The sequence below is a fragment of the Eudoraea sp. genome, assembly GCF_049665975.1.
In the GTDB taxonomy this organism is placed as follows: domain Bacteria; phylum Bacteroidota; class Bacteroidia; order Flavobacteriales; family Flavobacteriaceae; genus Eudoraea.
This window is the reverse complement of record NZ_JBATGR010000345.1, coordinates 1-22,404: the sequence shown is the minus strand read 5'-3', so window position 1 is coordinate 22,404 and position 22,404 is coordinate 1. Positions and strand designations below refer to the sequence as shown.

At 35.1% G+C, this 22,404-nt stretch carries 24 protein-coding genes; 11 read left to right on the top strand and 13 right to left on the bottom strand.

From position 1 onward, the window contains the following. Positions 1-173 precede the first annotated feature (173 nt). Entirely contained in the window at positions 174-533 is a 360-nt protein-coding gene (locus tag WBN20_RS12020) for a DoxX family protein (RefSeq protein WP_424281853.1), read from the top strand. Positions 534-568: 35 nt separating this feature from the next. On the opposite strand, the gene WBN20_RS12015 is transcribed toward WBN20_RS12020, so the two are convergent. Then, positions 569-988 carry a hypothetical protein gene (locus WBN20_RS12015; protein ID WP_424270766.1) on the bottom strand — a complete coding sequence of 140 codons (420 nt, stop codon included), beginning with the start codon at positions 986-988 and terminating at the stop codon, positions 569-571. Continuing rightward, complete coding sequence (locus WBN20_RS12010; protein WP_424281852.1) at positions 978-1,559, bottom strand: RNA polymerase sigma factor; 582 nt, start codon at positions 1,557-1,559, stop codon at positions 978-980. Before WBN20_RS12010 ends, WBN20_RS12015 begins: the two co-directional genes overlap by 11 nt. Positions 1,560-1,696: 137 nt before the next feature. Between WBN20_RS12010 and WBN20_RS12005 the strand changes: the two genes are divergently transcribed. The 4 genes from WBN20_RS12005 (at position 1,697) to WBN20_RS11990 (ending at position 4,703) form a co-directional block, all read left to right on the top strand. After that, the gene (locus WBN20_RS12005; protein WP_424274677.1) at positions 1,697-2,050 is read left to right on the top strand and encodes a DUF6249 domain-containing protein; all 354 of its coding nucleotides are present in this window, start codon (positions 1,697-1,699) and stop codon (positions 2,048-2,050) included. 120 nt (positions 2,051-2,170) lie between these two features. Continuing rightward, on the top strand, positions 2,171-3,262 hold the full coding sequence (locus WBN20_RS12000) for a helix-turn-helix domain-containing protein (protein ID WP_424281851.1): 1,092 nt from the start codon (positions 2,171-2,173) through the stop codon (positions 3,260-3,262). A 283-nt stretch (positions 3,263-3,545) separates the two neighbouring features. After that, a complete protein-coding gene (locus WBN20_RS11995) occupies positions 3,546-3,932 on the top strand; it encodes a hypothetical protein (protein ID WP_424275614.1) in 387 nt (128 codons plus the stop codon). A gap of 138 nt (positions 3,933-4,070) precedes the next feature. Then, positions 4,071-4,703, top strand: a complete 633-nt coding sequence (locus WBN20_RS11990; protein WP_424281850.1) for an MOSC domain-containing protein — start codon at positions 4,071-4,073, stop codon at positions 4,701-4,703. Positions 4,704-4,750: 47 nt separating this feature from the next. Here the strand turns inward: WBN20_RS11990 and WBN20_RS11985 are convergent, their stop codons facing one another. Both WBN20_RS11985 and WBN20_RS11980 read right to left on the bottom strand, forming a co-directional pair. Next, on the bottom strand, positions 4,751-5,158 hold the full coding sequence (locus WBN20_RS11985) for a hypothetical protein (protein ID WP_424281849.1): 408 nt from the start codon (positions 5,156-5,158) through the stop codon (positions 4,751-4,753). A gap of 474 nt (positions 5,159-5,632) precedes the next feature. Next, on the bottom strand, positions 5,633-6,217 hold the full coding sequence (locus WBN20_RS11980) for a DUF3244 domain-containing protein (protein WP_424281848.1): 585 nt from the start codon (positions 6,215-6,217) through the stop codon (positions 5,633-5,635). A 216-nt stretch (positions 6,218-6,433) separates the two neighbouring features. Between WBN20_RS11980 and WBN20_RS11975 the strand changes: the two genes are divergently transcribed. After that, on the top strand, positions 6,434-7,306 hold the full coding sequence (locus WBN20_RS11975; protein WP_424272399.1) for an AraC family transcriptional regulator: 873 nt from the start codon (positions 6,434-6,436) through the stop codon (positions 7,304-7,306). 23 nt (positions 7,307-7,329) lie between these two features. Next, entirely contained in the window at positions 7,330-7,905 is a 576-nt protein-coding gene (locus tag WBN20_RS11970; protein ID WP_424281854.1) for an alpha-ketoglutarate-dependent dioxygenase AlkB family protein, read from the top strand. A gap of 208 nt (positions 7,906-8,113) precedes the next feature. Here WBN20_RS11970 and WBN20_RS11965 read toward each other — a convergent pair whose 3' ends face one another. Next, on the bottom strand, positions 8,114-8,887 hold the full coding sequence (locus tag WBN20_RS11965; protein WP_424272401.1) for a S1/P1 nuclease: 774 nt from the start codon (positions 8,885-8,887) through the stop codon (positions 8,114-8,116). Between the two features lie 105 nt (positions 8,888-8,992). Between WBN20_RS11965 and WBN20_RS11960 the strand changes: the two genes are divergently transcribed. The 4 genes from WBN20_RS11960 (at position 8,993) to WBN20_RS11945 (ending at position 15,837) form a co-directional block, all read left to right on the top strand. Continuing rightward, a complete protein-coding gene (locus WBN20_RS11960) occupies positions 8,993-11,236 on the top strand; it encodes a transglycosylase domain-containing protein (protein ID WP_424281847.1) in 2,244 nt (747 codons plus the stop codon). A 280-nt stretch (positions 11,237-11,516) separates the two neighbouring features. Further along, positions 11,517-13,748: a DUF5916 domain-containing protein gene (locus tag WBN20_RS11955; protein ID WP_424281846.1), complete on the top strand. Its 2,232-nt coding sequence runs from the start codon at positions 11,517-11,519 to the stop codon at positions 13,746-13,748. 73 nt (positions 13,749-13,821) lie between these two features. Continuing rightward, positions 13,822-15,084, top strand: coding sequence for a DUF819 domain-containing protein (locus tag WBN20_RS11950; protein ID WP_424281845.1), 1,263 nt, complete (start codon positions 13,822-13,824; stop codon positions 15,082-15,084). 45 nt (positions 15,085-15,129) lie between these two features. Next, positions 15,130-15,837: a DUF4369 domain-containing protein gene (locus WBN20_RS11945; protein WP_424281844.1), complete on the top strand. Its 708-nt coding sequence runs from the start codon at positions 15,130-15,132 to the stop codon at positions 15,835-15,837. Between the two features lie 16 nt (positions 15,838-15,853). Here the strand turns inward: WBN20_RS11945 and WBN20_RS11940 are convergent, their stop codons facing one another. The 8 genes from WBN20_RS11940 to WBN20_RS11905 form a co-directional block, all read right to left on the bottom strand. Continuing rightward, positions 15,854-16,123, bottom strand: coding sequence for a hypothetical protein (locus tag WBN20_RS11940; RefSeq protein WP_424281843.1), 270 nt, complete (start codon positions 16,121-16,123; stop codon positions 15,854-15,856). 32 nt (positions 16,124-16,155) lie between these two features. After that, complete coding sequence (locus WBN20_RS11935; protein ID WP_424281842.1) at positions 16,156-17,124, bottom strand: type I phosphomannose isomerase catalytic subunit; 969 nt, start codon at positions 17,122-17,124, stop codon at positions 16,156-16,158. 60 nt (positions 17,125-17,184) lie between these two features. Beyond that, entirely contained in the window at positions 17,185-17,484 is a 300-nt protein-coding gene (locus WBN20_RS11930; protein ID WP_424281841.1) for a redoxin domain-containing protein, read from the bottom strand. Between the two features lie 100 nt (positions 17,485-17,584). Then, positions 17,585-17,992, bottom strand: a complete 408-nt coding sequence (locus WBN20_RS11925; RefSeq protein WP_424281840.1) for a 6-pyruvoyl trahydropterin synthase family protein — start codon at positions 17,990-17,992, stop codon at positions 17,585-17,587. After that, on the bottom strand, positions 17,989-18,531 hold the full coding sequence (gene idi, locus WBN20_RS11920; RefSeq protein ID WP_424271219.1) for an isopentenyl-diphosphate Delta-isomerase: 543 nt from the start codon (positions 18,529-18,531) through the stop codon (positions 17,989-17,991). The genes WBN20_RS11925 and idi overlap by 4 nt, the downstream gene beginning before the upstream one ends. Positions 18,532-18,618: 87 nt before the next feature. Next, positions 18,619-19,548, bottom strand: a complete 930-nt coding sequence (locus WBN20_RS11915) for a PorP/SprF family type IX secretion system membrane protein (RefSeq protein ID WP_424271221.1) — start codon at positions 19,546-19,548, stop codon at positions 18,619-18,621. Positions 19,549-19,591: 43 nt separating this feature from the next. Beyond that, on the bottom strand, positions 19,592-21,604 hold the full coding sequence (locus tag WBN20_RS11910) for a gliding motility-associated C-terminal domain-containing protein (protein WP_424281839.1): 2,013 nt from the start codon (positions 21,602-21,604) through the stop codon (positions 19,592-19,594). Between the two features lie 25 nt (positions 21,605-21,629). Then, positions 21,630-22,404 (bottom strand): hypothetical protein (locus WBN20_RS11905; protein ID WP_424281838.1); only part of this gene is annotated, 775 nt, incomplete at its 5' end.

Here is a 22,404-nt window from a genome sequence, read left to right as displayed (position 1 = left end):
TTTATTAGCCGCAGTTACGAGATGATTAAATAGGTACTCCTATCAGAGATTACCGAAACGGCATAAATATCATGTTCATTGAATGCTTCACGGGCACACATAGATTATCTATATGATAATTTCAGAGGGCCCGTGAAGTTTTTTAATTCCAATTTTCCACTAATTCAAAGTAAATGATTCATTCCTGGCATTATCTATTAATGTCCTTTATGTATATCCTGGCAGGTATTATGCATTTTATAAAACCCAAAGCCTACCTCCGAATTATGCCGGGGTATCTTCCCAATCATAAACTTTTGGTCACATTAAGTGGAATTGCTGAAATAGCTTTAGGGCTGAGCCTGTTGTCACCGAAACTTAAAGATTTGGCTATATATGGAATAATACTAATGCTAGTTATTTTCCTTACAGTTCATTTTCATATGTTATCGGGGAAAAAAGCCTCTGCAGGAATCCCAAGATGGATCCTGCTCCTAAGAATTCCGTTACAATTCGGACTTATGTACTGGGCCTATTGGTATTTGGAGATGTAGATGATTTAATAAGTTGGGGATCTTTTAATCAATAACTAACTTAGTGTATATCTATTTTCCAGATGCTTCTTCAAAAAGAAAATCTGCACATAAATAAACAATGCAAGTCCAGAAAGCCCATAAACCAGAGTACTCGGCAAATGTATTTGTGAAAGAAAATCTAAAAATCCAACTTTGTTTGGTGCCAGCTGATCAATGCCAGGCAACCAACTAATGTTAAGGTCTATATTCCCAAAAATTATAAATGTGAATAGAAAAACGGCAAAGGCGGCTAAAACAAACCAGCTTGTTTTAGAAATCAAGGGCTTATACTCAATTGTTGTTATTTTTTCTTCTTGCGCTACTATTTTTGACATAATGTTTTGGGTAAACCCATCAGAAGGTGTCTCAATTCCTGCACTTTTCACAATTTTTTTTATAAAATCATCAAGCTGTTTATCTTTATTATCTTCCATAGCTATGTATAATTTCTTGTTCCAATTTTATTTCCAAAATTTTTGCTAAACGCTTTCTTGCTCTAAACAATCTTACTTTAATCGTATTAGAAGGAATTTCCATAACCTTGGATATTTCAGCCATTGAAAGCGTTTCAAAATAATAAAGAGTAATTAAAACGGCGTCATCGACAGCTAGTTCCTGAATTGCATACTTTATTATTTCTGCTCGCTCCTTAACGTCCATCAAGTCAAGAGCATCATCCATTGATGCTATATTATATTCTTCAGAAATATCTATTTTGGTTGTGTCAACCCGTCTCTTATTCTTTTTTAAATAGTCTAGACTTCTGTAATAAGCAATCTTATACAACCAGGTAGAAAACTTAGATTGACCTTTAAATTCATTCAAGGCATTATAGGCTTTTAGAAATGTATCCTGCCCTATTTCCTCAGCGTCCTCCCGGTTTTTTACAATTTTTAACGCCAGAGAATATACCATATGCTTATACCTATCTACCAATACAGCATAGGCATTATTTTCCCCTTGTATTACTTTATAAATAAAGTGCTCGTCCGGTTTCTGGCTCATTTGTTATATAAGACGCAAATAATAGCATCCTGGTTACATAAAATATTAAAATAAATCCTCATTTCCGGTAACCAACTATAAAATTTGTTCGTCTTACCCTGTGAACAAAATGTTTAATCCATTAAAAACTAAATAAAATGGGAGGAGAAATCATTATAGTTGCACTCGTATTTGGGGCAATCTTTGGAGTTTTTTATTTATATTTTTCGACACGAAATAAAGAACGCCTTGCGTTAATTGAAAAAGGTGCCGATGCAAGTATTTTTGTGAAAGGAAAACGAGCACATGCAGCTCCATTCTGGAAGGTATTTATTCTTAATCTGTCGTTATTATTGATCGCTGTAGGCTTGGCAATATTTATAGCTTCTGTTTTAGTAAATACCATGGGCTTGGATGAAGAGGTTGCATATCCTGCAACAATCTTCACAATGGCAGGTCTTGGGCTTTTTGCCGGTTTTACTTTGACAAAAAAATTAGAAAAAGAAGAATAAATAAGTTTATCAAAGCCATTGAATTGAAACCATCGTATAAACACGATGGTTTTTTTGTCATCACAATAATTTGTTTTAGAGCCACATATTATAGAACTTTAATAACTTAAAAGTGAGCAAATGGATGATGATGTTATTTCCTTAGTCCATGCATTGGGGGTTTTTCAAGGATTAATTTTAGGAGTAATACTTCTTTTTATAAACAAAAAGAATAAATCCACTTTTTTTCTGGGTTTGTTTCTTATTGGATTTGCCATTGAGTTTTTACCTTTTCTTCTGAAGGATTTTAAAATCCTTGAAAATCATCCCGGATTACTCCTTCTGCCCATTAGCTTTTCATGGATTATATTTCCAATTTTTTTTCTGTATGTGCAAAAGATCTCCATTTTTGCCCATGAGAGAGTAACTTATCGCATATTGTATCCGGGAATAATTTCTATACTTTTTCTATTTCTTTTGTTTTTGCTACCCGAATCGACAAAAGAATACCTGCGCGGGACGTATCTTTTCGAAATATTGTTTACGCTTGGCCTTATGTATTCTTTATATATTATTGTTCGAATAAACAAATATATTAATAATCATACGGAAGAAGTAAAAAACCAATTTACTACAGTCAAAAACAGACAATTACAATGGACGAGGTTTTTTATAGCTTTTTGTTTTGTGCTTGTAGGGGTTCACATCGGGACTTTATTTATTGAGATTGCCCCGATTTTTGAATTACTCATATCCTGCTGTAATCTTATACTTGTTTTTTCTATTGCTATTAGTGGAATTATTCAATATAATGTGTTTTCTGCTATACAACGGGCAGATTTACCTGTAAAGGAGGCTTCTTTGGAAAGAGAGGATCACACAGAAAAAGTTCTTGAACTTGTTACCCGAATAGACCAATATGTTACGGATTCTGCTGTTTATACCAAACAGGATCTGACCGTAGTAGATATTTCATCAGCTCTTGAAGTACATCCAAAAGATGTTTCTTTGGCCATTAATAAACATTATAATAAAAACTTCAATACTTATATTAATGAATTTAGGGTAAAGAAGGCTCAGGAACTTCTAAAAACTGATATTCTTACTAATTTAAGCATAGAAGGGCTAAGTCGTGAAGTGGGTTTTCATAGTAAAGCTTCATTTTACACAGCATTTAAAAAGGTCACCGGAACCACTCCCATGAATTATCATACCGAGGTTTTAGAAAGCTAGAACAATAATTTAAAGTTTACTTATTGTTTTAAATAGTCCTATTTAACCTCTTTTTAGTATTTAATTCTGAAATCTAAACTTCTTAAGATTGAATTCATAAGATGAAAACAATCCTTTTCCTAATATTTGCAGTCCTAATTCAATAGCTGTTTTAAGAGGTTAGATGTTCCCCTAATTTGAGGAATTGTAATTGAAGCTGTAGAATTTAGGTAGTTCCCTGTAGGGCCAATTTATTGGCCCTATTTTTTTGATTTATCAAAATTACCCAAATAAAAAAGTGGTTATGAATTTAATAGAATTAAGTCCTGTAGGAAATTTTGAAAGTTGGGAAATCGCCAGATTGAATGAATTTAGGTCTGAACAATTCGCCAAAACTTTGAGCCAGTCTCCTATTTATGAAAATGATGAATTCAGATTGTGGAATATTACCTTAAAACCTAAGGAAAGGCTACCTTTTCGCAAAATTACGAATGATTTTAGCTATACTTTCCTGACTGAAGGTTTTGGGGTTTTTCATCAAGGCGATGGAAAAATCAATTTTGGACAGTTCAAAAAAGGTGATGTATATTATTATAGTATAAAAAAGTACGGAGAACTTATTCTCGATTTTGAAAACATAAGTCTTGAGGTTTTAAAATTTATGGTGATTGAACTTAAAACAGACTCATAATCCTCTTCATTTCCATCACAATCCTTATTAGCTATATTTTCTGTTTTGACCTACCCTCTTTATTAAATTCTCAGAATCCTTTTAAGAAATCAAACCCCTTAATTTGTAATTAATACAAAGTGGTGCTATCTTTAAAATATGCAGGTATTATCTACTAACATTGGTAAATTGACCAAAATTAATTGGAATGGAAAAGAGCTAAGCACAGGCATATTTAAAACCCCAACGAGATCTCCATTGGTTTTGGAAACAGAAAAGGTTGCAAATGATTCCATAGCAGACCGAAAGGTGCATGGAGGTGTGTATAAGGCTTGTTATCTCTTTTCTACAGAGCACTATGCCCATTGGAAAAAGCGTTATCCGCATCTAGACTGGAACTGGGGAATGTTTGGAGAAAACCTCAGTGTGAACGGTATGGATGAAACAGAAATCCGGATTGGAAATATATATAAAATTGGTACAGCTTTGGTGCAGATATCACAACCCAGAGAACCTTGTTTTAAATTGGGTATTCGGTTTGGCACACAACAGATTCTGAAAGAGTTTATAGACTACGGTTTTCCAGGTACATATGTAAAAATACTTAAAGAAGGTCAGGTCTCTTCAGGAGATAAATTAACCCTTATTCAACTTTCAGATAATTTATTAACAGTGCATCAATTTTTTAAATTGTTATATGCAAAGAAAAAAGACAAAAAAGTCTTAATGCTCGCAATAGAAAATCTTGCACTACCAGAATATAAAAGAGAACGCCTAAAAAAATATCTTTAAAAAAAAGGGCCAAAAAGGCCCTTTTTAAAACTTAATTAAACTACATACTAGTTAACTACAATGTAGTCATAGTAGGTGTTTTTTCCATCCTTTACCACTACAGTGTAGCGATCTTCATGGGCGGATTCAAAATTAAAAGCTTTTGTTACTATGCTTTCGTTCTCAATTACTTCACTAAATAAAGTGCGGTTATCACTATCATAAACTTTAATTTGCACGTCTTTACCATCCAGGTTAAGTAAGTTAAGAAAGAGCCTCGATCCCTTTTTTCTAAATACCGGCTTAGTATTCTCACTTCTCTTTAGAGCGGTCTTCTTGTTTTTTGAATCCAATTCTACAATTAAGCTATTAGACGGACCTTCAGTCATCGAGCTTAGTTTAGGTTCTTTTGCCAAGCCTACTACTGTAGCAAACATAAAGGCAATCAATACGGTAAATTTCAAATTTGTTTTCATAACATTTCGTTTTAGAGTTAATGACTAATTTACAGTACAAACTTACCACCAAAGTATTTCAGGAAATACAACCAGGTTTTCTAATTTCTATCCTATTTTAACCGCATTATAACCCTATTTTAAATAATAGGTTAATATTACACATATAATGGGTAATTCTGCAACAATTCATTGTAGTTGGCACCCATCAGGTTTTGAAAGAGTTTACTGAAAATGGATTCCGGGAAACCTATCTCAGAATAGGTGAAGAAGGTCAGGCATCTGCTGAAGATAAACCAGCCTTTTAGGAACATTCTGATGGTTGATGAAATCTACATCAGACCTTTGAATTGCTATGTACAAAGAAAAAAAATGAAAAATTCTTAAGACTGGTAGTTGAAAAACTTGTACTACCCGAATATAACTGAAGGCTTAAAAAGACACCTAAAAAAAAGGGCCTAATAGGCCCCTTTTTTAACTAAACTAAACAACATACTAATTAACTGCAATGTCTTCATAGTAGGTATTTTCACCATCCTTTACCACCACCGTATAGCGATCTTCATGGGCGGATTCAAAATTAAAAGCCTTTGTTACAATCCTTTCGTTCTCAATTACTTCACTAAATAAAGTGCGGTTTTCGCTGTCAAATACTTTAATTTGAACATCTTCTCCATCCAGGTTAAGTAAGTTAAGAAAGAGCCTCGATCCCTTTTTTCTAAATACCGGTTTGGTATTCTCAAATCTATTCAGAATTTTAACCTCTTTGTTTTCAACAATTATTGGGTAAACAAGAGTCCTTAAGGAATCATCTAGTTCTAAATAGTAAGAACCATTCTCTAGTTCATTCAGATCAAACTTCTTAGTATAAGATGTTGACGTGATTTTCTCTGAAAATATGATATTCTGATTTTCATCTATTATCTTGAGAAAAGTCTTGTTGCTTTTTGAATCCAATTCTACAACCAAGCTTTTAGATTGACCTTCTGCCATCAAGCTTAGTTTAGGTTCTTTTGCCAAGCCCACTACTGTAGCAAACATAAAGGCAATCATTGCGGTAAATTTTAAATTTGTTTTCATAACATTTCGTTTTAGAGTTAATGAATAATTTACAGAGCAAACTTACTACCAAAGCATATCAGCAAATACAACCAGGTTTTCCAATTTATACTCTATTTTAACCGAATGTTAACCCTATTTTAACACAAGGGTTAATATTACACATATAATGGGTAATTTTGTAACAAAAGGCTAAAACGGAGTTGAGTAATTTTACATCATCAATCATCAGAAAAAATGAAAAAATACAAACCGGCTTTTGAAGCTATTGAACCTAATTTTGGGCACTCATTTACGTATCAAAAATTTGATTCCACAAAGAATAACAAAGACAATTTGTGGCACTATCATCCTGAAATAGAATTAGTATATGTCAACGGAGGAGCAGGTAAACGCCAGATTGGAAGTCATATTTCATGTTATACCGATGGAGATTTAATCTTAATTGGAAGTAATTTACCGCATTGTGGGTTTACTGATAAGTTTACGGGGAACAAAAGTGAAATTGTCATTCAAATGAAAGCGGACTTTTTAGGTAATTCTTTTTTTAATATTCCAGAAATGAAGCAAACTCAGACTTTGTTTGAAATTGCCAGGGGTGGTGTTGCATTTGGTGGTGAAACCAAAAACATTGTTGGCGAAAAATTGGAAAATCTTGAACATGAATCAGATTTTGACCAGTTGTTATCTATTTTGTCTATATTGAATGAACTAGGAAACTCTCAGGATTTTAAAGTGTTGAATGCAGAAGGATTCTCATTTAAAACAGATATTGAGGATAATGACCGAATAAATATCGTTTTTAATCATGTGAGAAATAATTTCAAAGAAGAATTAACCCTTAAAGAAATTGCAGATAAGGCTGGAATGACAGTTCCTTCCTTTTGCAGGTACTTTAAAAAAATCACCAACAAAACCTTTATTCAATTTGTTAATGAATATCGCTTGGTACACGCGTCAAAATTGCTTGCTGAGCAGCCAATGAGCATTACTGATATTTGTTTTGAAAGTGGCTTTAATAATTTTTCGCACTTTAATAAATCTTTTAAGGCATTTACCGGCCAAAATCCGTCTGAATTCCGAAACAGGTTAAAAATGGTAGTCCAATAATAGATTATAAAGTTTTGAAAAAATTGAAATTACAACTACCCGATAGTGATATCACATATTTCTCCAATTTTCTGGACTATGAGAATGCTAGTAGCTATTTTGAATTGCTAAAATCTACGGTACCATGGCGTCAGGATGAAATAAGGGTTTATGGCAAAATATATCCTCAACCCCGGTTAACGGCATTATATGGAAATAATAATCAATCTTATTCCTATTCAGGAATTACAATGCAACCTCTACCATTTACTGAAACAATACTAGTTCTTAAGACAAAACTATCCGGAGTGACTCCTGTAAATTTTACAAGTTGTCTTTTAAATCTTTACAGAGATGGGAAAGACAGCAATGGCTGGCATTCGGATGATGAAAAGGAATTAGGGAAAAATCCGGTTATAGCTTCAGTATCCCTGGGGCAGCAGCGTTATTTCCATCTAAAACACAAAAAATTAAAGGACTTAAAATATAAAATTCTCTTGGAGCATGGAAGTCTGCTTCTAATGAGTGGCCAAACGCAACATTACTGGCTACATCAAATAGCTAAAACAGCCAAACCAATTGGGGATAGGATTAACCTGACCTTTAGAGTTATCCCATAAAAAAAAATCGACTTTTAAAAGTCGATTTTTTTTTATACCATTTACAGCGGAGTTGTATACTATCTTTAACATTTTGGTATACTATGCTAATTTCCTCATATGCAACCTTATTAGTATAACTTGCAAAATGAATTAAAAGACATAAAATATCGCTTAATCTCCAATTTATTAGGCAAATAACAATTCTAAGAATCTTATTTTAAATAACTTAACTAAATATATCATTTAATACCCGAGCTAAACGCAGCCCACCCTTTTGTAATTGTTTCTCTACCGTTTTCCAATATTTATAACTGTAAGAGTAACCTAACTTTTCGCCTTTATCAACTGAACCATATATTTCATTTGCCAATTCTTGTGATTCCTTTACCCATTCCAGAACTGTGCCTTTTTTTATTTCACTGATTTCTTCTCTATTAAGGAGTGGTAATTTTTTTGATAGTTCCGTATAACTCATCCCGTAATCATTAATCATATTAGAATCCCAAATCCTATGTAAATTACTGCCTTTTCCAAACCACTGCAATTGAATATTATTACCGCCTTTATCCCCTGCTCGTCCCACATGCATGGGTTGATGCAAATCACCAATTAAATGAATAAGCATTTTTAAATAGAAGATTCTGTCTGCTTCAGTACTGTCCTTATTTTTTAGTATTTCAATACATTTTTGAATTCCGGTAACTAAATCACCATTTGGACTTGGTTCCACCTCTGAATAATTCTTGTCCGACGGTATATTTACATAATGCCAGGGCGAATAATTTTTATAAACTCCGTCCGACTTAATTAGGTCGGCATAATTGGAAACTGCCGCCAGGTTTTGCCCATTTAATAGTTTGAAAATGACTCGCTTCGTTTTTCTATTTAAATGCTCCTGAGCCACTTCACCAATCACCCTGTGGCCGGTTTTTGACCAGAAATTGGAATTTCCCATCGCTAAATGAGCACATAATAAAAACAACAAGACAGTAATCCTCATATTTAAAACTTTTTTTCAAAATTAAATAATAAGACATTAATGAATTGTTAAGGCATGTAATATTCTAATTAATTAATTTCATCTTGCATAATTAAATCCAGACAAGTGATTCTTAAAAGAATAACTCCTCCATTTCTAAGGTACGCCTTATTAACACTAGTGCTGCTGATTAGCCTGGCATTAATCTTTGTGTTGAGTGTTTATATTGGTGCCTGGGGAAAACTTCCAGACAAGAAATCATTAGCAGAATTTCAACACCCAAGAGCCTCTGAAGTATATACAGCAGATAGTGTTTTGATTGGAAAGTATTACCTTAATGACAGACAACCTATATCCTACAAAAACATACCAAAGCATTTAATAAATGCACTAATAGCTGTTGAAGATGAACGATTTTATGAACATTCCGGAATAGACTACAAAAGCTTGTTAAGAGTTGCAATAAAAACCGTTTTGTTGCAAAATAAAGCCTCAGGTGGAGGCAGTACCATTAGCCAGCAGTTGGCTAAAAATCTTTATCCCAGATCAAAAACGGGAATATTTTATTTAACCATAGATAAAATTAAAGAAATGATTGTTGCTTCCAGACTTGAAGATATTTATAGTAAGGAAGAAGTTTTACAGCATTATTTAAACACAGTTTCTTTTGGTGACAATACTTTTGGTATAGAAAGTGCTGCCTTAAAATTCTTTGGAAAAAACGCACATTCCCTAAATATTGAGGAAGCGGCTGTTCTTATAGGAATGCTTAAAGCTACCTACACCTATAATCCAAGAGTTTTTCCTAAAAATAGTCTCCTAAGAAGAAACCTGGTCTTAAATGCCATGGCAGACGAAGCCTTTATTAAAACATTAGAAAAAGATAGCCTGGTATCTCTACCGCTGATAATAAATTATAAGAATTTTGACCATAATCAGGGATTGGCTCCATATTTTAGGGAAGAAGTACGAAAGCAAGTCCTTAACTGGTGTAAAACACAAAATGAACAGGGAAATTCATATAATATTTATACCTCAGGGCTAAAAATATTTACTACTCTCGATTATAAAATGCAGGTTTTAGCAGAAGAGGCTATGAAAACTCATATGAAAGCACTTCAAAAAAGTTTTGAGAAGAGTTATGGTAATAATGCACCTTGGCTTACAAATAATGAATTAATTCTTAAAACGGTTAAGAAATCTATAGCCTATAAAAATCTAATTCAACAAGGGTTGAATGAGCAACAGGCATGGGATTCATTAAAACAGAAGAAAGTAATGATGCTTACTTCATGGGAAGGAGAAAAAGAACTCAAGAAAAGCTCAATAGACAGCGTTAAGCATTACATGAAATTTCTAAATACCGGTTCTATCTCAATAGATCCTGGTACTGGCGCTGTTAAGACCTGGATAGGTGGAATTGATTATAAAGTTTTTAAATATGATCATATTTCTCAGAGCAGAAGACAGGTAGGGTCTACATTTAAACCAATAGTTTATACTGCAGCATTGGAAAATGGGATAGAACCCTGCACGTATTTTTCGGCACAAGAAGTGGAATATCAAAACCTGGAAGGTTGGTCCCCTTCCAATTCGGGGAATAAAGATGAGACTTTTATGAATTATTCCATGAAACAGGCATTAAGTAATTCAGTAAATACCGTGGCAGTAAAAGTGTTGGAAAAAACGGGAATACCGAATGTGCTGGAACAGGCTAAAAAAATGGGTATTACCGCAGATTTACCAAGTTTACCCTCATTAGCTCTGGGTACCGGTGAAATTGGCATAGAAGAAATGGCAGGGGCGTATGCCAGTTATGTTAATAACGGGAAAGCTGTTAAACCTATTTTGATAAGTGGTATAAACAATTACAAAGATTCCATACTTGATGTTTTTGTGCCAAAAATTTCTTCCGTTCAGGCATTTAGTGATGAAAACCGGCAGATTATGCTGGAATTTATGAAAGCCACGATTAATGAAGGAACAGGTGCCCGAATAAGAAATACTTACGGATTAAAAAATGATATTGCTGGTAAAACCGGAACAACACAAAATAATAAAGATGCCTGGTTTGTTGCTCTTACCCCTAAATTGGTTCATGTAACATGGGTAGGATTAGACAATCACGAAATTGGTTTTAAGAACACCTCACTTGGGCAAGGTGCTAGTGCGGCTTTACCGATTTTTGCTCTTTGGATGCAAAAATTAAACAAGGATACATCCTATAATTACATAACCCGAGCAAATTTTATTAATCCGGATGCTGCGGTTATTTCAATGCTTGATTGCGAACCTGTAAAACGAGACGGTTTCTTTAAAAGACTTTTTAAAAATCCAAAAAAGAAGAAAACCAAAAAATTTAAACAATAAAATTAAAGTCGCCGGTATAGATCATAGAAATTCAACAATTGATACTCTATTGACATAATATTGCCGTAATTTTATACTTCTATACCATATAAAAATATAATCAGTAATCTATAAATATCTAAATATAATATGCAGGGATATGTCGTTCACATTAAAAGTCTGGTCGTTTACAGAAATGACATTGTCTAAAAAATAAAAACGAAGATCTTTGTATCCTATTTTCTATTAAAAACGATTTTAAAATTTGTCTAGACTTATTATGATGTCTAATCCATATTTAATGGTAAAAACATTCATTTTTTTAACCTTATTTCTTACTTCAATAGCATTTTACGGACAAAGTAATATTAAATCCTCTATTTACTACGGTCAGAATAAAACCAGATCTTTTGTTGTTAAAAAAATCGATAAGAATATTGTCCCCGATGGGGTTTTGGACGAACCCATTTGGGAAACAGCGAATAGCGCCAATAATTTTTGGGAATATTTTCCTTTAGATTCCATTCAGGCCAGACAACAGACAGATATTAAAATGCTTTATGATGATAAAAACCTCTATATAGGAATTGTGGTTTATGCTTTGGGTAAGGATTATTCCATTCAATCCTTGAAAAGAGATTATCGGGCCGGAAACAGCGATAATATTAGCTTACTTTTTGATACATTTAGTGATGGTACAAACGCCTTCTTATTTGGCATTAACCCTTATGGGGTGCGCAGAGAGGGCCTTATTTCGGGAGGAGGCCAGGACTCCAGGAATTTCACTACAACATGGGATGTAAAGTGGAAAGGAGATTCAAAAATTTATAGCACCTGGTATACTTCTGAAATGGTTATCCCGCTCACTTCATTTAAGTTTAAAGAAGGTGAAACAAAATGGAGGTTTAACAGTTATCGGTTCGACAGTCAATCTAACGAAACCAGTACCTGGATAAATATTCCACAAAATCAGAATGTATGGGGATTGGCATTTATGGGAGATATGGTTTTTGAAAAACCTCTGGGTAAATCCAGAACCCCATTAGCACTAATTCCCTATGTAAATGGAAGTATAAATAATGATTTTGAAGAAGACAATACCACTAATAAGTTTTCGGTTGGTGGAGATGCCAAAGTTTCTATCGGTAACAGTATGAATTTGGATATTACTGTAAACCCGGATTTTTCCCAGGTCGAAGTAGATGATCAGGTCACAAATCTTACGCGATTTGAAATTTCACTACCGGAAAAAAGACAATTCTTTATAGATAATAATGACTTGTTTGGAAGTTTTGGTGACTCGAGAGATGCGAACCCCTTTTTTTCAAGAAGGATAGGTATTGCAAAGGATACTGCGGATAATACCATTGAAAATAAAATCATAGGAGGAGTTAGATTAAGTGGGAAATTAACAAAAGACTTACGGTTGGGTTTTCTTAATCTTCAAACTGCATCAGATGAAGAAAATGAAATCCCGTCTAATAATAATATGATGTTTGCCCTACAGCAGAAAGTTTTTGCAAGGTCTAACATTGGTGTCTTTTTTATTAACAGGCAATCGCTTAAAGATTACGATTTTCTTTTACCTGAGGATAAATACAACCGCGTACTGGGACTGGATTACAATCTGATTTCACAGGATAATGTATGGAATGGAAAATTCTTTTTTCAAAAGTCATTTCAACCGGAGAGTAACGGTAAGGATATAGCCACTGGTGCACGCCTGGAGTACAACTCCAGAAATTACAAGGCTTCAGGTAAATTAGTATATGTAGGCGAAGATTTCAGATCAGATTTGGGTTTTGTAAGACGTACGGATATTTTAAAAAGCTTTGTTCAATTTGAACGTGTATTTTGGCCAAGAAATAGTTTTATCCAAAATCATTCTTTCCAGTTCTTTCCTATTTTTATATGGAGCCCAAGTATGGATTTTAAGAATACCGACAATGAATTCAGAGGTCAGTGGGAAGCCAGGTTTGAGGATCAATCAAGGTTCAACGTCGAATTCTCTAATAAGTATACTTTTTTAATTGATGATTTTGATCCAACAGATACCGATGGTGGCATTCCTTTACCCGGAAATCAGGGATATCACTACAACAGCGTTAAAGCCGAGTATAACTCAGATCGTAGAAAAATCTTTTCTTATTCCGTTGAACCATCTATTGGTCGTTTTTTTAATGGTGACCGCTTTTCTGTTCAAGGAGGAATGACCTTCCGTTTTCAACCAAAAGTATTTCTCTCTATGATAATGAGGTACGATAAAATTGCATTGCCCGACCCCTACCCCAGTGCAGACATTTGGTTGATAAGTCCAAAAATTGAAGTCACTTTTAGCAAATCAATATTTTGGTCAACCTTAATTCAATACAGCAATCAGCGAGACAATTTTGGTATAAATTCGAGATTACAATGGCGTTTTGCTCCGCTATCAGACCTTTTTCTGGTATATAATGATAATTATTTTGTAGATGGTTTTGCACCAAAGACTAGATCTATTAATCTAAAAATAACCTATTGGTTGAATATTTAGGTTCATTTTCATAGTGAACAGCCCCATCTAATTTCATTATATTTGATGGCTTTTCACCATTAAATAATCTTCCATGAACCATTTACCAATAACTGAAGACACCGTAATTTTTGGTTTACTATGTCTCTGTCTTGGGTTTGTATTTTATACATCTTCCATTAAAACCGGATTTTGGAAAAAATTCTATGCCATTGTTCCAACTCTTTTAATGTGCTATATGCTACCAGCAATATTAACCAGTTCGGGACTCATCTCTGAAGAAAATTCAAAGCTGTATTATATAGCCAGCAGATATTTACTGCCGGCGGCTTTGGTACTTATGACCTTAAGTATTGATCTTCAAGCGATAATAAATCTCGGTTCCAAAGCTCTTATAATGTTCTTAACAGGAACAGCAGGTATTATTATAGGAGGCCCAATCGCAATTTTAATAGTTTCAATCTTTTCCCCGGAAACAGTAGGGGGTAATGATTTTGATGCTGTATGGAGAGGTTTATCCACAATTGCCGGAAGCTGGATTGGCGGAGGGGCAAACCAGGCCGCAATGCTCGAAGTCTTTTCTTATAACCCCAAAAAATTTGGTGACATGGTACTGATAGATATAGTGGTAGCAAATATCTGGATGGCAATAATTCTTCTTGGAATCGGGAAGTCTGATAAGATTGATAAATGGTTAAAAGCTGATAATTCTTCTATTGAAACCCTTAAAACAAAAGTTTCTGAGTATACTGCTAAAATTACCCGGGTTACAACGCTTCACGACTATGTAATTATGTTGAGTTTGGCATTTACAGCAGTGGGTATTGCTCATTTTGGTGGCTTCCATTTTTCAGAATTCTTACAGGAAAATTTTGAGGTTATCCGGAATAAGCAAAAAGCGCTTTCATCTCTGGGTTCTGAATTTTTGTGGATGGTTGTTTTTGCTACGACCATTGGTATTATCCTGTCTTTCACAAAGGCTAAATATTACGAAGGAGCCGGGGCAAGTAAAATAGGTGGGTTATTTATCTATATCCTTGTGGCTACTATTGGAATGAAAATGGATTTAGGAAGTTTTTTAGACAAACCAGGTTTAATTGCAGTTGGCCTAATCTGGATTTCCATACACGCGGGATTATTAATTCTTGTGGCTAAAATTGTTAGAGCACCTTACTTTTTCCTGGCCGTGGGAAGTCAGGCAAATGTAGGTGGAGCGGCATCTGCACCAATCGTTGCTGCAGAGTTTCATCCATCACTTACCTCTGTGGGTATTCTTCTGGCCGTCCTGGGCTATGTAGTAGGAACCGCAGGTGCATATATATGCGCCCTTCTAATGGAAATTGCTTCAAAAGTTTAAATTTCCAACAAACTTTGATGATATTTGCGGCAGAAATAAAATACCATGAAGAACGTAATACTTACTTTACTAAGCTGTGCCATATTAGCATCTTGCGGTTATAAGGATACTGAAAATACCATGACTGTTACAGGAAAGGTAAAAGGATTAAAAAAAGGGACGATTTATCTTCAGCATATCCCGGATACTTTGCTAGTTGTAATTGATTCTCTTGTGGTTGAAGGTGATGGGAATTTCATGTTTAAAACTGAGCTGGAAAGTGCGGAGGTTTTTTATTTATACCTCGATAAAGAGGACAATAATGATATAAACGACAGGATTACTTTTTTTGGCGAACCCGGTACAATAACTATTAACACCAATTGGAATACATTCGATACCAAAGCAAAAATTAGTGGTTCTGAAAACCAAAAGAAACTCGAAGAATACAGGAAAGTAATGTCACGTTTTAACACTACCAACCTAGAAATTATCAGGGCAGTTTATGATCCCGAGACTCCTAAAGATTCTCTAACTCAGGATTCTATTCAAAAAGCAAGTGACATGAATATCAAAAGGGGTTACCTCTATGCTCTAAATTTTGCACTAAATAACAAAGATTATGATATTGCCCCTTATATAGCCTTAAAAGAAGTGCCGGATGCAAATAAAATTTACCTGGATTCTATTAACAATTCATTAAGTCCGGAAGTAGCCAATGGCAAATACGGAAGGGCTCTTCAAGAATATCTGGAAGAGGAAAAAAATAACTAATCCCTGAGGTAAAAAACTACGTTAATTTATTAACTTTATCTACAAGCGCTCTGGCTTTTTCTTCCAGTTCTTTACGTACGCTTTTTAGGTGTTCCTTCTTATTGTCTACGCCTTTATTATTAACTTTCGAAATTAAATCATCAAAAGTGGCAATCGCACCATCAATAATCTCTGAACCTTCTTTTGAACCTTGTTTGTCATTGGCAGCCTCAACAATATAAACTGCTTCAATTATATCACCCAGTACGTAATTTATATCTTTTTTTAATTCTCTAATGTTTGCCATTGCTCAATAATTTTGTGTAAAAGTAAGCTTTTTCAAATAGTAATTTCGAGAAGTTTAGCTTGCTTGGCATTCAAAAGAATATGGTTAGTAATAGCCGGTACTAAAACAGTCTCCCCTTTTCTAATTGAGATTGATCCAAAATCGTTCTCTATTAAAACTTCTCCATCAATACACATGTATATGGTAAAGGAATCCTGATCAGAAACATCGAATTGCATATTTTTATTTAAACTGATGAAGTTCGTTTTAAAATAAGGGCAATTTACCATTGGGTTAGAAACGTTTGTTTCCTGTCCATAGCTAACTTTAAAGTCGTCTTGCTTATCATAACTAATGGCGTCAACAGACAATTCCGTATGTAATTCCCTTAGGTTTCCCTGAGCATCTTTTCTATTATAGTCGTACACTCTGTATGTTTGGTCAGAAGTTTGCTGTATTTCCGCTATTAATATCCCTGCTCCTATGGCGTGAATTTTGCCTGCACTTATAAAATAAGCATCGCCTTCACTTACATTTTCATAATTTAATAAGTCTGTTAATGTATCATTCTTCAGACTCTCCACATATGTTTCCCTGGTAATATCATCTTTAAACCCAATTATTAGTTCTGCATCATTATCCGCATCCATTATATACCACATTTCGGTTTTGCCAAAAGAATTATGACGTTTCCTTGCAAGATCGTCATTAGGATGCAACTGAATTGAAAGATCCTTTTGGGCATCAATGAATTTAATCAGTATTGGGAATTCTTTTCCAAATCGTTCAAAGACACTTTTTCCAAGGATCTCTTCAGGAAACTGATCAATTAAACCGGTAAGAGTAGTTCCAACAAAAGAGCCATTGGCAACGATTGAAACATCTCCTGTAACTCCAGATAATTCCCAGCTTTCTCCAATAAGATCATTTTCCAATTCCTTACCCAATAATGTGCCCAACTTTGTACCTCCCCAGAGACGTTCTTTGAGTATGGGATAAAATTTTAATGGATATAAATTCATAGAGATTTTTATTTCTTAACCGCATTTAGCGCTTTTTTCATCTGTTATAAGGTATTTAAATTAGTAAATACCTTCGATATCACTCATTCCTTCGCTTACCACATAATTTTCACTTCCTGAAAGTAAATAAACCAACTTACTTTCAACTTTAAAAAAACCCCGCATTTTCTTATGATTATGCGCCAAAGGTTTCAATGATAAGTGATATTTTGACACAAATCTACGATGTGTAATCTTAGAATCGGAACGTATGTCGATCACTGGCGCTCGAAGTTCGGTAAACTTCTCATAACTGTCTTTGAAAGAATAAACTTCTAATGTGCAACCAGGAGTGTAATACTTTGCATAAAAAAATAACAAAGGGATTCTTACCTACAATCTTATTACTCTTGAATAACTTGCCAGCCCGATCAGGTAATGCAAATTGTGGAATTAGTTGCCCAAATATCAGGCCCATGATTTAGCCTTTGTAGGTGACAAAATTACGAGGTGTTTCAAAAAGAATAACTTCCAGTTCTTTGTTTGAATCTATATGAGGCCTTAATTTATTGTAGATAACAATAACTATATTCTCCGCAGTTGGGTTTAATGTTCTAAACTCCGGTACTTCAACATTTAAATTCTTGTGGTCTAAGGCATCTTCTATTTCCGACCTGATTAGATCTTTCAAAATTTTCATATCTATGACAAAACCGGTCTCCGGATCAATTTCACCGGTCACACTAACTACTAATTCATAGTTATGTCCATGATAATTGGGATTATTGCATTTGCCAAAAACCGAATTATTCTTATTGTCATCCCAATCCTTACGATATAAACGGTGTGCCGCATTAAAATGGGCCTTACGGCTTACTTTTACTTTCATTTTATCTGATGGTTTTGAACAAGATGATCGTAAAATTTTTCAAAGATGATTTTGAACCACACGGTGTATGACTCCGGATTCTCCGAAATATCTTTTTTAATCTTTATGGGACTCATCCATTTCCAATCTGACACTTCGTCCTTATTTATAACAGGTGGGTCTTCATAATATCCAATCATGACATGGTCAAGCTCATGTTCAGTTAAACCATTGTCAAAAGGTGCCTTATAAATAAACCAGAAAATTTCCTTTAAATCCGTTTCAAAACCCATTTCTTCCTGTAGTCTTCTTTTACCAGCTTCTAAACTGGTCTCGCCCTGACGTTGATGACTGCAACAAGTATTTGTCCACAATAAAGGAGAATGATATTTATGCTCAGCCCTTTGCTGCAGCATAGTCTCACCATTTTTGTTTATAATAAAAACCGAAAAAGCTCTATGTAGTACAGCCTTTTCATGAGCCTCCATTTTTGGCATTAAACCAATCTCTTCGTCTAATTGATTTACAAGAATAACATTTTCTTCTTTTTTATTTTCCATCTTGCAAAAGTAGCACCTTTATGCAATATTCTAGGTCAAGAGTATCAAAAAAATTGATTAAGCCATCTAACTAAACATGAGATAACTTTAGAAGAATCGCGGAGACTTTAAGTTTCCTTTGACTTTGATAAATTCGTATCTCAGAATTATTTCAAATGAACCATCATTAAAAGTGGCTTGTCCCAATTCTGTAATTTCCTTATCATACGCCATACCTATTAGAAATGAAGGAGATAACTGAAAACCCACTAATGCACTAAACGCGGCATCCCATCTGTAAGCAACACCCATAATAAATTTATCGTTGTACATAAAATTAGCTGACAAATCCAATCCGAGGGGTGCACCCTGTGTGGCTTTTACCAGAAGGGCTGGTTTAAACTTCCAAAATGCACTCATATCAAAAACATAGCCGGTGATAAGATATAAATTCATTTGTTCCCTGGCTGTTGAAAGTGAAGATTCATCAAAATGAGAAGTTTCCAAAAATCTTGGAACCGATAAACCCACATAAAACCTGTCTGTATGATAATAGACTCCAGCGCCTATGTTGGGTGAAAACCTGTTAATGATATCCTGCTGCAAAGTTGGGTCGGGTCCACCGGGGTTTGTAACATCCTGGTTTAACTCAGAAAATCTGATATCTAACAAACTTGCGCTTGCTTTTAATCCAAAACTTAAGCGAGATTCCTTAGCTAGTTGTAAGGTGTAGGAAAAGTCGAGATCAAAGAAAGTTTCTGATGTGGGTCCTATTTGGTCATTTACAATAGATAATCCAATACCAACACCCCTATAGCCCAAAGGTGTATGCATATTAAAAGTTTGCGTTTTAGGAGCTCCATCCAAACCTACCCATTGAGACCGATATAATCCTGCTATACTCATATGGCCCCTGGAACCAGCATATGCCGGATTAACACTGACCGTATTATACATATATTGTGTATACTGTGCATCTTGCTGAGCATTGAGAAGCCCTGTTAATAGAACAACCAAAAGAAAAGACAATGTTGTCAGGCTTCTTTGTAAATAAATTTTGCGTGTCAATTTTAGCATTGGTTTATCTATTAATGTATATGTATCCGGATAGCGATTTCATAATTCCGTCATCATTTTCATAATCCAGAATATAGAAATATGTACCTACCGGTAGTTTGTTGTCGATGTCTACAGTTGCCCTGCCTTGAGATGTGCCATCAAAAACATTCCCCTGAGTATTATAGGCATTTGTAGTATAAACTTGTACACCCCATCTATTATAAATACGAATTGTATTATTTGGGAAATCTTCAAGTCCTCGAATACTTAAAACATCATGAACACCGTCTCCATTAGGGGTTACCACGTTAAATACTTCAATATCTTCTTCGCTGGCATTAGGTTCCAAATAGTCTGGTATGCCGTCTGCATCCATATCATCATTAGAAAAATCTCCATCTCCATTTGTATCTTCAGCTGCAGTAGGTATAAGATCATCGTCATCATCTGTATCTCTATAATCAGATTCAGAATCACCGTCTGTATTAGGCAACATATCAAAAGGGTCATCAATCTCATCGTTTACATCATCATCTATAGCTGTATAACCTTCATAGCCGTCATCCAGGCCATCGTTATCCTTATCAGACCCTATAAAGACCACATCTGCAATGCCATCATTATTCATATCATGGCCCTCAATACTATCTGGAACATTATCGTTATCACTATCGGTATCAACATAATCGGGCAGACTATCACCATCTGTATCCACGGGAAGAATTCCTAATCCACCACCATTCTCATATACATCATCGAGACCATTACTGTTGGCATCTATCCCGCTAGGTGCTGTGTAATCTGCAGTTGATTGCGCTTCTACATTGTCTGGTATACCATCATCATCACTATCTATATCGAGATAATCCGCTATTCCATCATTATCCGTATCCGTTGGATTTGTGGAAGGATCATTATCACCATCCAAATTTAAATCTTCAAAACTGTCTACTATTCCATCATTGTCTGTATCAAGATCAACTCCAATAGGATTTACAAGAATTGTAACTGTTGTAGTACTGCAATTGGATAAACTATCGCATAGCGTATATGTAAAGGAATCTGTCCCAATATAACCGGGATTAGGAGTATAAGTGATATTATCATCCGAAGGGTCTCCCGGAGTACCATTGTTATTGATTACAGCTGTGCCATCAGACGGGCTTGTAATGGTGAGTGTTCCTACCGTAGGTATATCGTTATCATTGGCTAAAATATCTATGTCAACAGCTATATCTTCTATGGTAGCTATAGAATCCGGCAATGCATCTACTATAGGCAATACATCTACGGTAACTGTTGCAGTACTGCAATCTCCCGTGGTATTACAAACCGTATAGTCAAAAGAGTCAGGCCCGTTATAATCCGGATTTGGTATATATGTTACAATATCATCTGTTGGATCATTAGGTGTGCCATTGCCATTAATAGTAACAATTCCATTGGACGGGTTGGTTGTTGTTAAAGTTCCTATAGTTGGCAGATCGCTGTCATTGGCATAAATGGGGACCAAGACGGAAGTATCTTCATCAAGAGAGATAAAGTCGTCTATCAAGGTCGCTGCCTGTTGCAGGCATACTACTGTGAAACGAGGGAGGTCCATTGAATTACCGGCTTTATTTATTGTGGCTACATAACGAACTACAGAAGTTGTTGATGTAACAACCGGTTGTAATTGATTTCCTGCAACGGCAGGGTTCCAGCTTACAGTGGCAGCGCCACTGACATTTGCGGTAATGTCCAGAGTAACCTGATTATCAGGGGCTGTACAATCTGTTAGAATAAAGTAACCAGTGGCATTAGAGCCACAAAGCGTACCATCATAAGTAGCAAAGTAAACCCCTGGAGTACTGGTCTCATAGAAGAAATCAGTACTTAAAACAGTTGAAGTATCGGAAGCTTCATACCATCTAAAATTACTTTCATCACCACTATTAGGTGCCTGAAGCAAAAACTGGGCATTGGATGCACTAATCCCCAGTAATGTAATAACAATACTGAGGACTAGAAAATGATATCTGTTAGTAGTCTTCAAACCTATTAGGCGTTTTTATGTCTTTTTATTTAACAACAAATACAACGTTGATTAAAGAATTGTAATCTGCAGGTTGACCAATGATATCATATGTTAGGACTCCACTTGCATTAATGCTCATATTGGCAAATACTGCAGGATCCGCATAGGTTACATAATAGTATAAATCAGTTGCTGCATAAGTCGGGACTGCAGCCGGAGCTCCTGCACTTGCCACTGTTGGTGTTCCAAACTGGGCTATATATTGTGTGTAAAGGTCTTCGGTAAATCCTACGCCATTTGTAGAAGCATCTACAGCTATTGAAGGCGGATAGAATATACGTGCTGCTTTAGAGGTAATTGGGGCAATAGCCTGGATTACTTCCTGAACTGTAGTTTCATTTGTTGGAGAACCAACACCTCCTTCATCTACATCAATAGGAGTCGCCAGGTTTACTTCTGAATCTAATTGATCATCCGTACCTAAACTTGTTAGGGGTACAGATAAAGTGCCATTGCTATCGGTGATATCAAGGTTACCTGCATTCACTGCAAAGGCAGTATTCACCTCATTGGTAACGCTGGAATCCGCATCGTCTACATTTAAAGCCAGGGTACTTCCATCCTCTATGGTAATGTTACCCGCTGTACCATCGGTACTGATATCCTGGTCGTCTGTGCCTAAACTTGTAAGGGGTACAGATAATGTTCCATTGCTATCGGTAATATCAAGGTTACCTGCATTCACTGCAAAGGCAGTATTCACCTCGTTGGTGACGCTGGAATCTGCATCGTCTACATTTATGTTTATAGTATTGCCA

Coding starts and splice junctions, on each gene's coding strand:
- WBN20_RS12020 (WP_424281853.1), top strand. CDS start 174: ATGATTCATTCCTGGCATTATCTATTAATGTCCTTTATGTATATCCTG.
- WBN20_RS12015 (WP_424270766.1), bottom strand. CDS start 988: ATGGAAGATAATAAAGATAAACAGCTTGATGATTTTATAAAAAAAATT.
- WBN20_RS12010 (WP_424281852.1), bottom strand. CDS start 1,559: ATGAGCCAGAAACCGGACGAGCACTTTATTTATAAAGTAATACAAGGG.
- WBN20_RS12005 (WP_424274677.1), top strand. CDS start 1,697: ATGGGAGGAGAAATCATTATAGTTGCACTCGTATTTGGGGCAATCTTT.
- WBN20_RS12000 (WP_424281851.1), top strand. CDS start 2,171: ATGGATGATGATGTTATTTCCTTAGTCCATGCATTGGGGGTTTTTCAA.
- WBN20_RS11995 (WP_424275614.1), top strand. CDS start 3,546: ATGAATTTAATAGAATTAAGTCCTGTAGGAAATTTTGAAAGTTGGGAA.
- WBN20_RS11990 (WP_424281850.1), top strand. CDS start 4,071: ATGCAGGTATTATCTACTAACATTGGTAAATTGACCAAAATTAATTGG.
- WBN20_RS11985 (WP_424281849.1), bottom strand. CDS start 5,158: ATGAAAACAAATTTGAAATTTACCGTATTGATTGCCTTTATGTTTGCT.
- WBN20_RS11980 (WP_424281848.1), bottom strand. CDS start 6,217: ATGAAAACAAATTTAAAATTTACCGCAATGATTGCCTTTATGTTTGCT.
- WBN20_RS11975 (WP_424272399.1), top strand. CDS start 6,434: ATGAAAAAATACAAACCGGCTTTTGAAGCTATTGAACCTAATTTTGGG.
- WBN20_RS11965 (WP_424272401.1), bottom strand. CDS start 8,887: ATGAGGATTACTGTCTTGTTGTTTTTATTATGTGCTCATTTAGCGATG.
- WBN20_RS11955 (WP_424281846.1), top strand. CDS start 11,517: ATGGTAAAAACATTCATTTTTTTAACCTTATTTCTTACTTCAATAGCA.
- WBN20_RS11950 (WP_424281845.1), top strand. CDS start 13,822: ATGAACCATTTACCAATAACTGAAGACACCGTAATTTTTGGTTTACTA.
- WBN20_RS11945 (WP_424281844.1), top strand. CDS start 15,130: ATGAAGAACGTAATACTTACTTTACTAAGCTGTGCCATATTAGCATCT.
- WBN20_RS11940 (WP_424281843.1), bottom strand. CDS start 16,123: ATGGCAAACATTAGAGAATTAAAAAAAGATATAAATTACGTACTGGGT.
- WBN20_RS11935 (WP_424281842.1), bottom strand. CDS start 17,124: ATGAATTTATATCCATTAAAATTTTATCCCATACTCAAAGAACGTCTC.
- WBN20_RS11925 (WP_424281840.1), bottom strand. CDS start 17,992: ATGAAAGTAAAAGTAAGCCGTAAGGCCCATTTTAATGCGGCACACCGT.
- idi (WP_424271219.1), bottom strand. CDS start 18,531: ATGGAAAATAAAAAAGAAGAAAATGTTATTCTTGTAAATCAATTAGAC.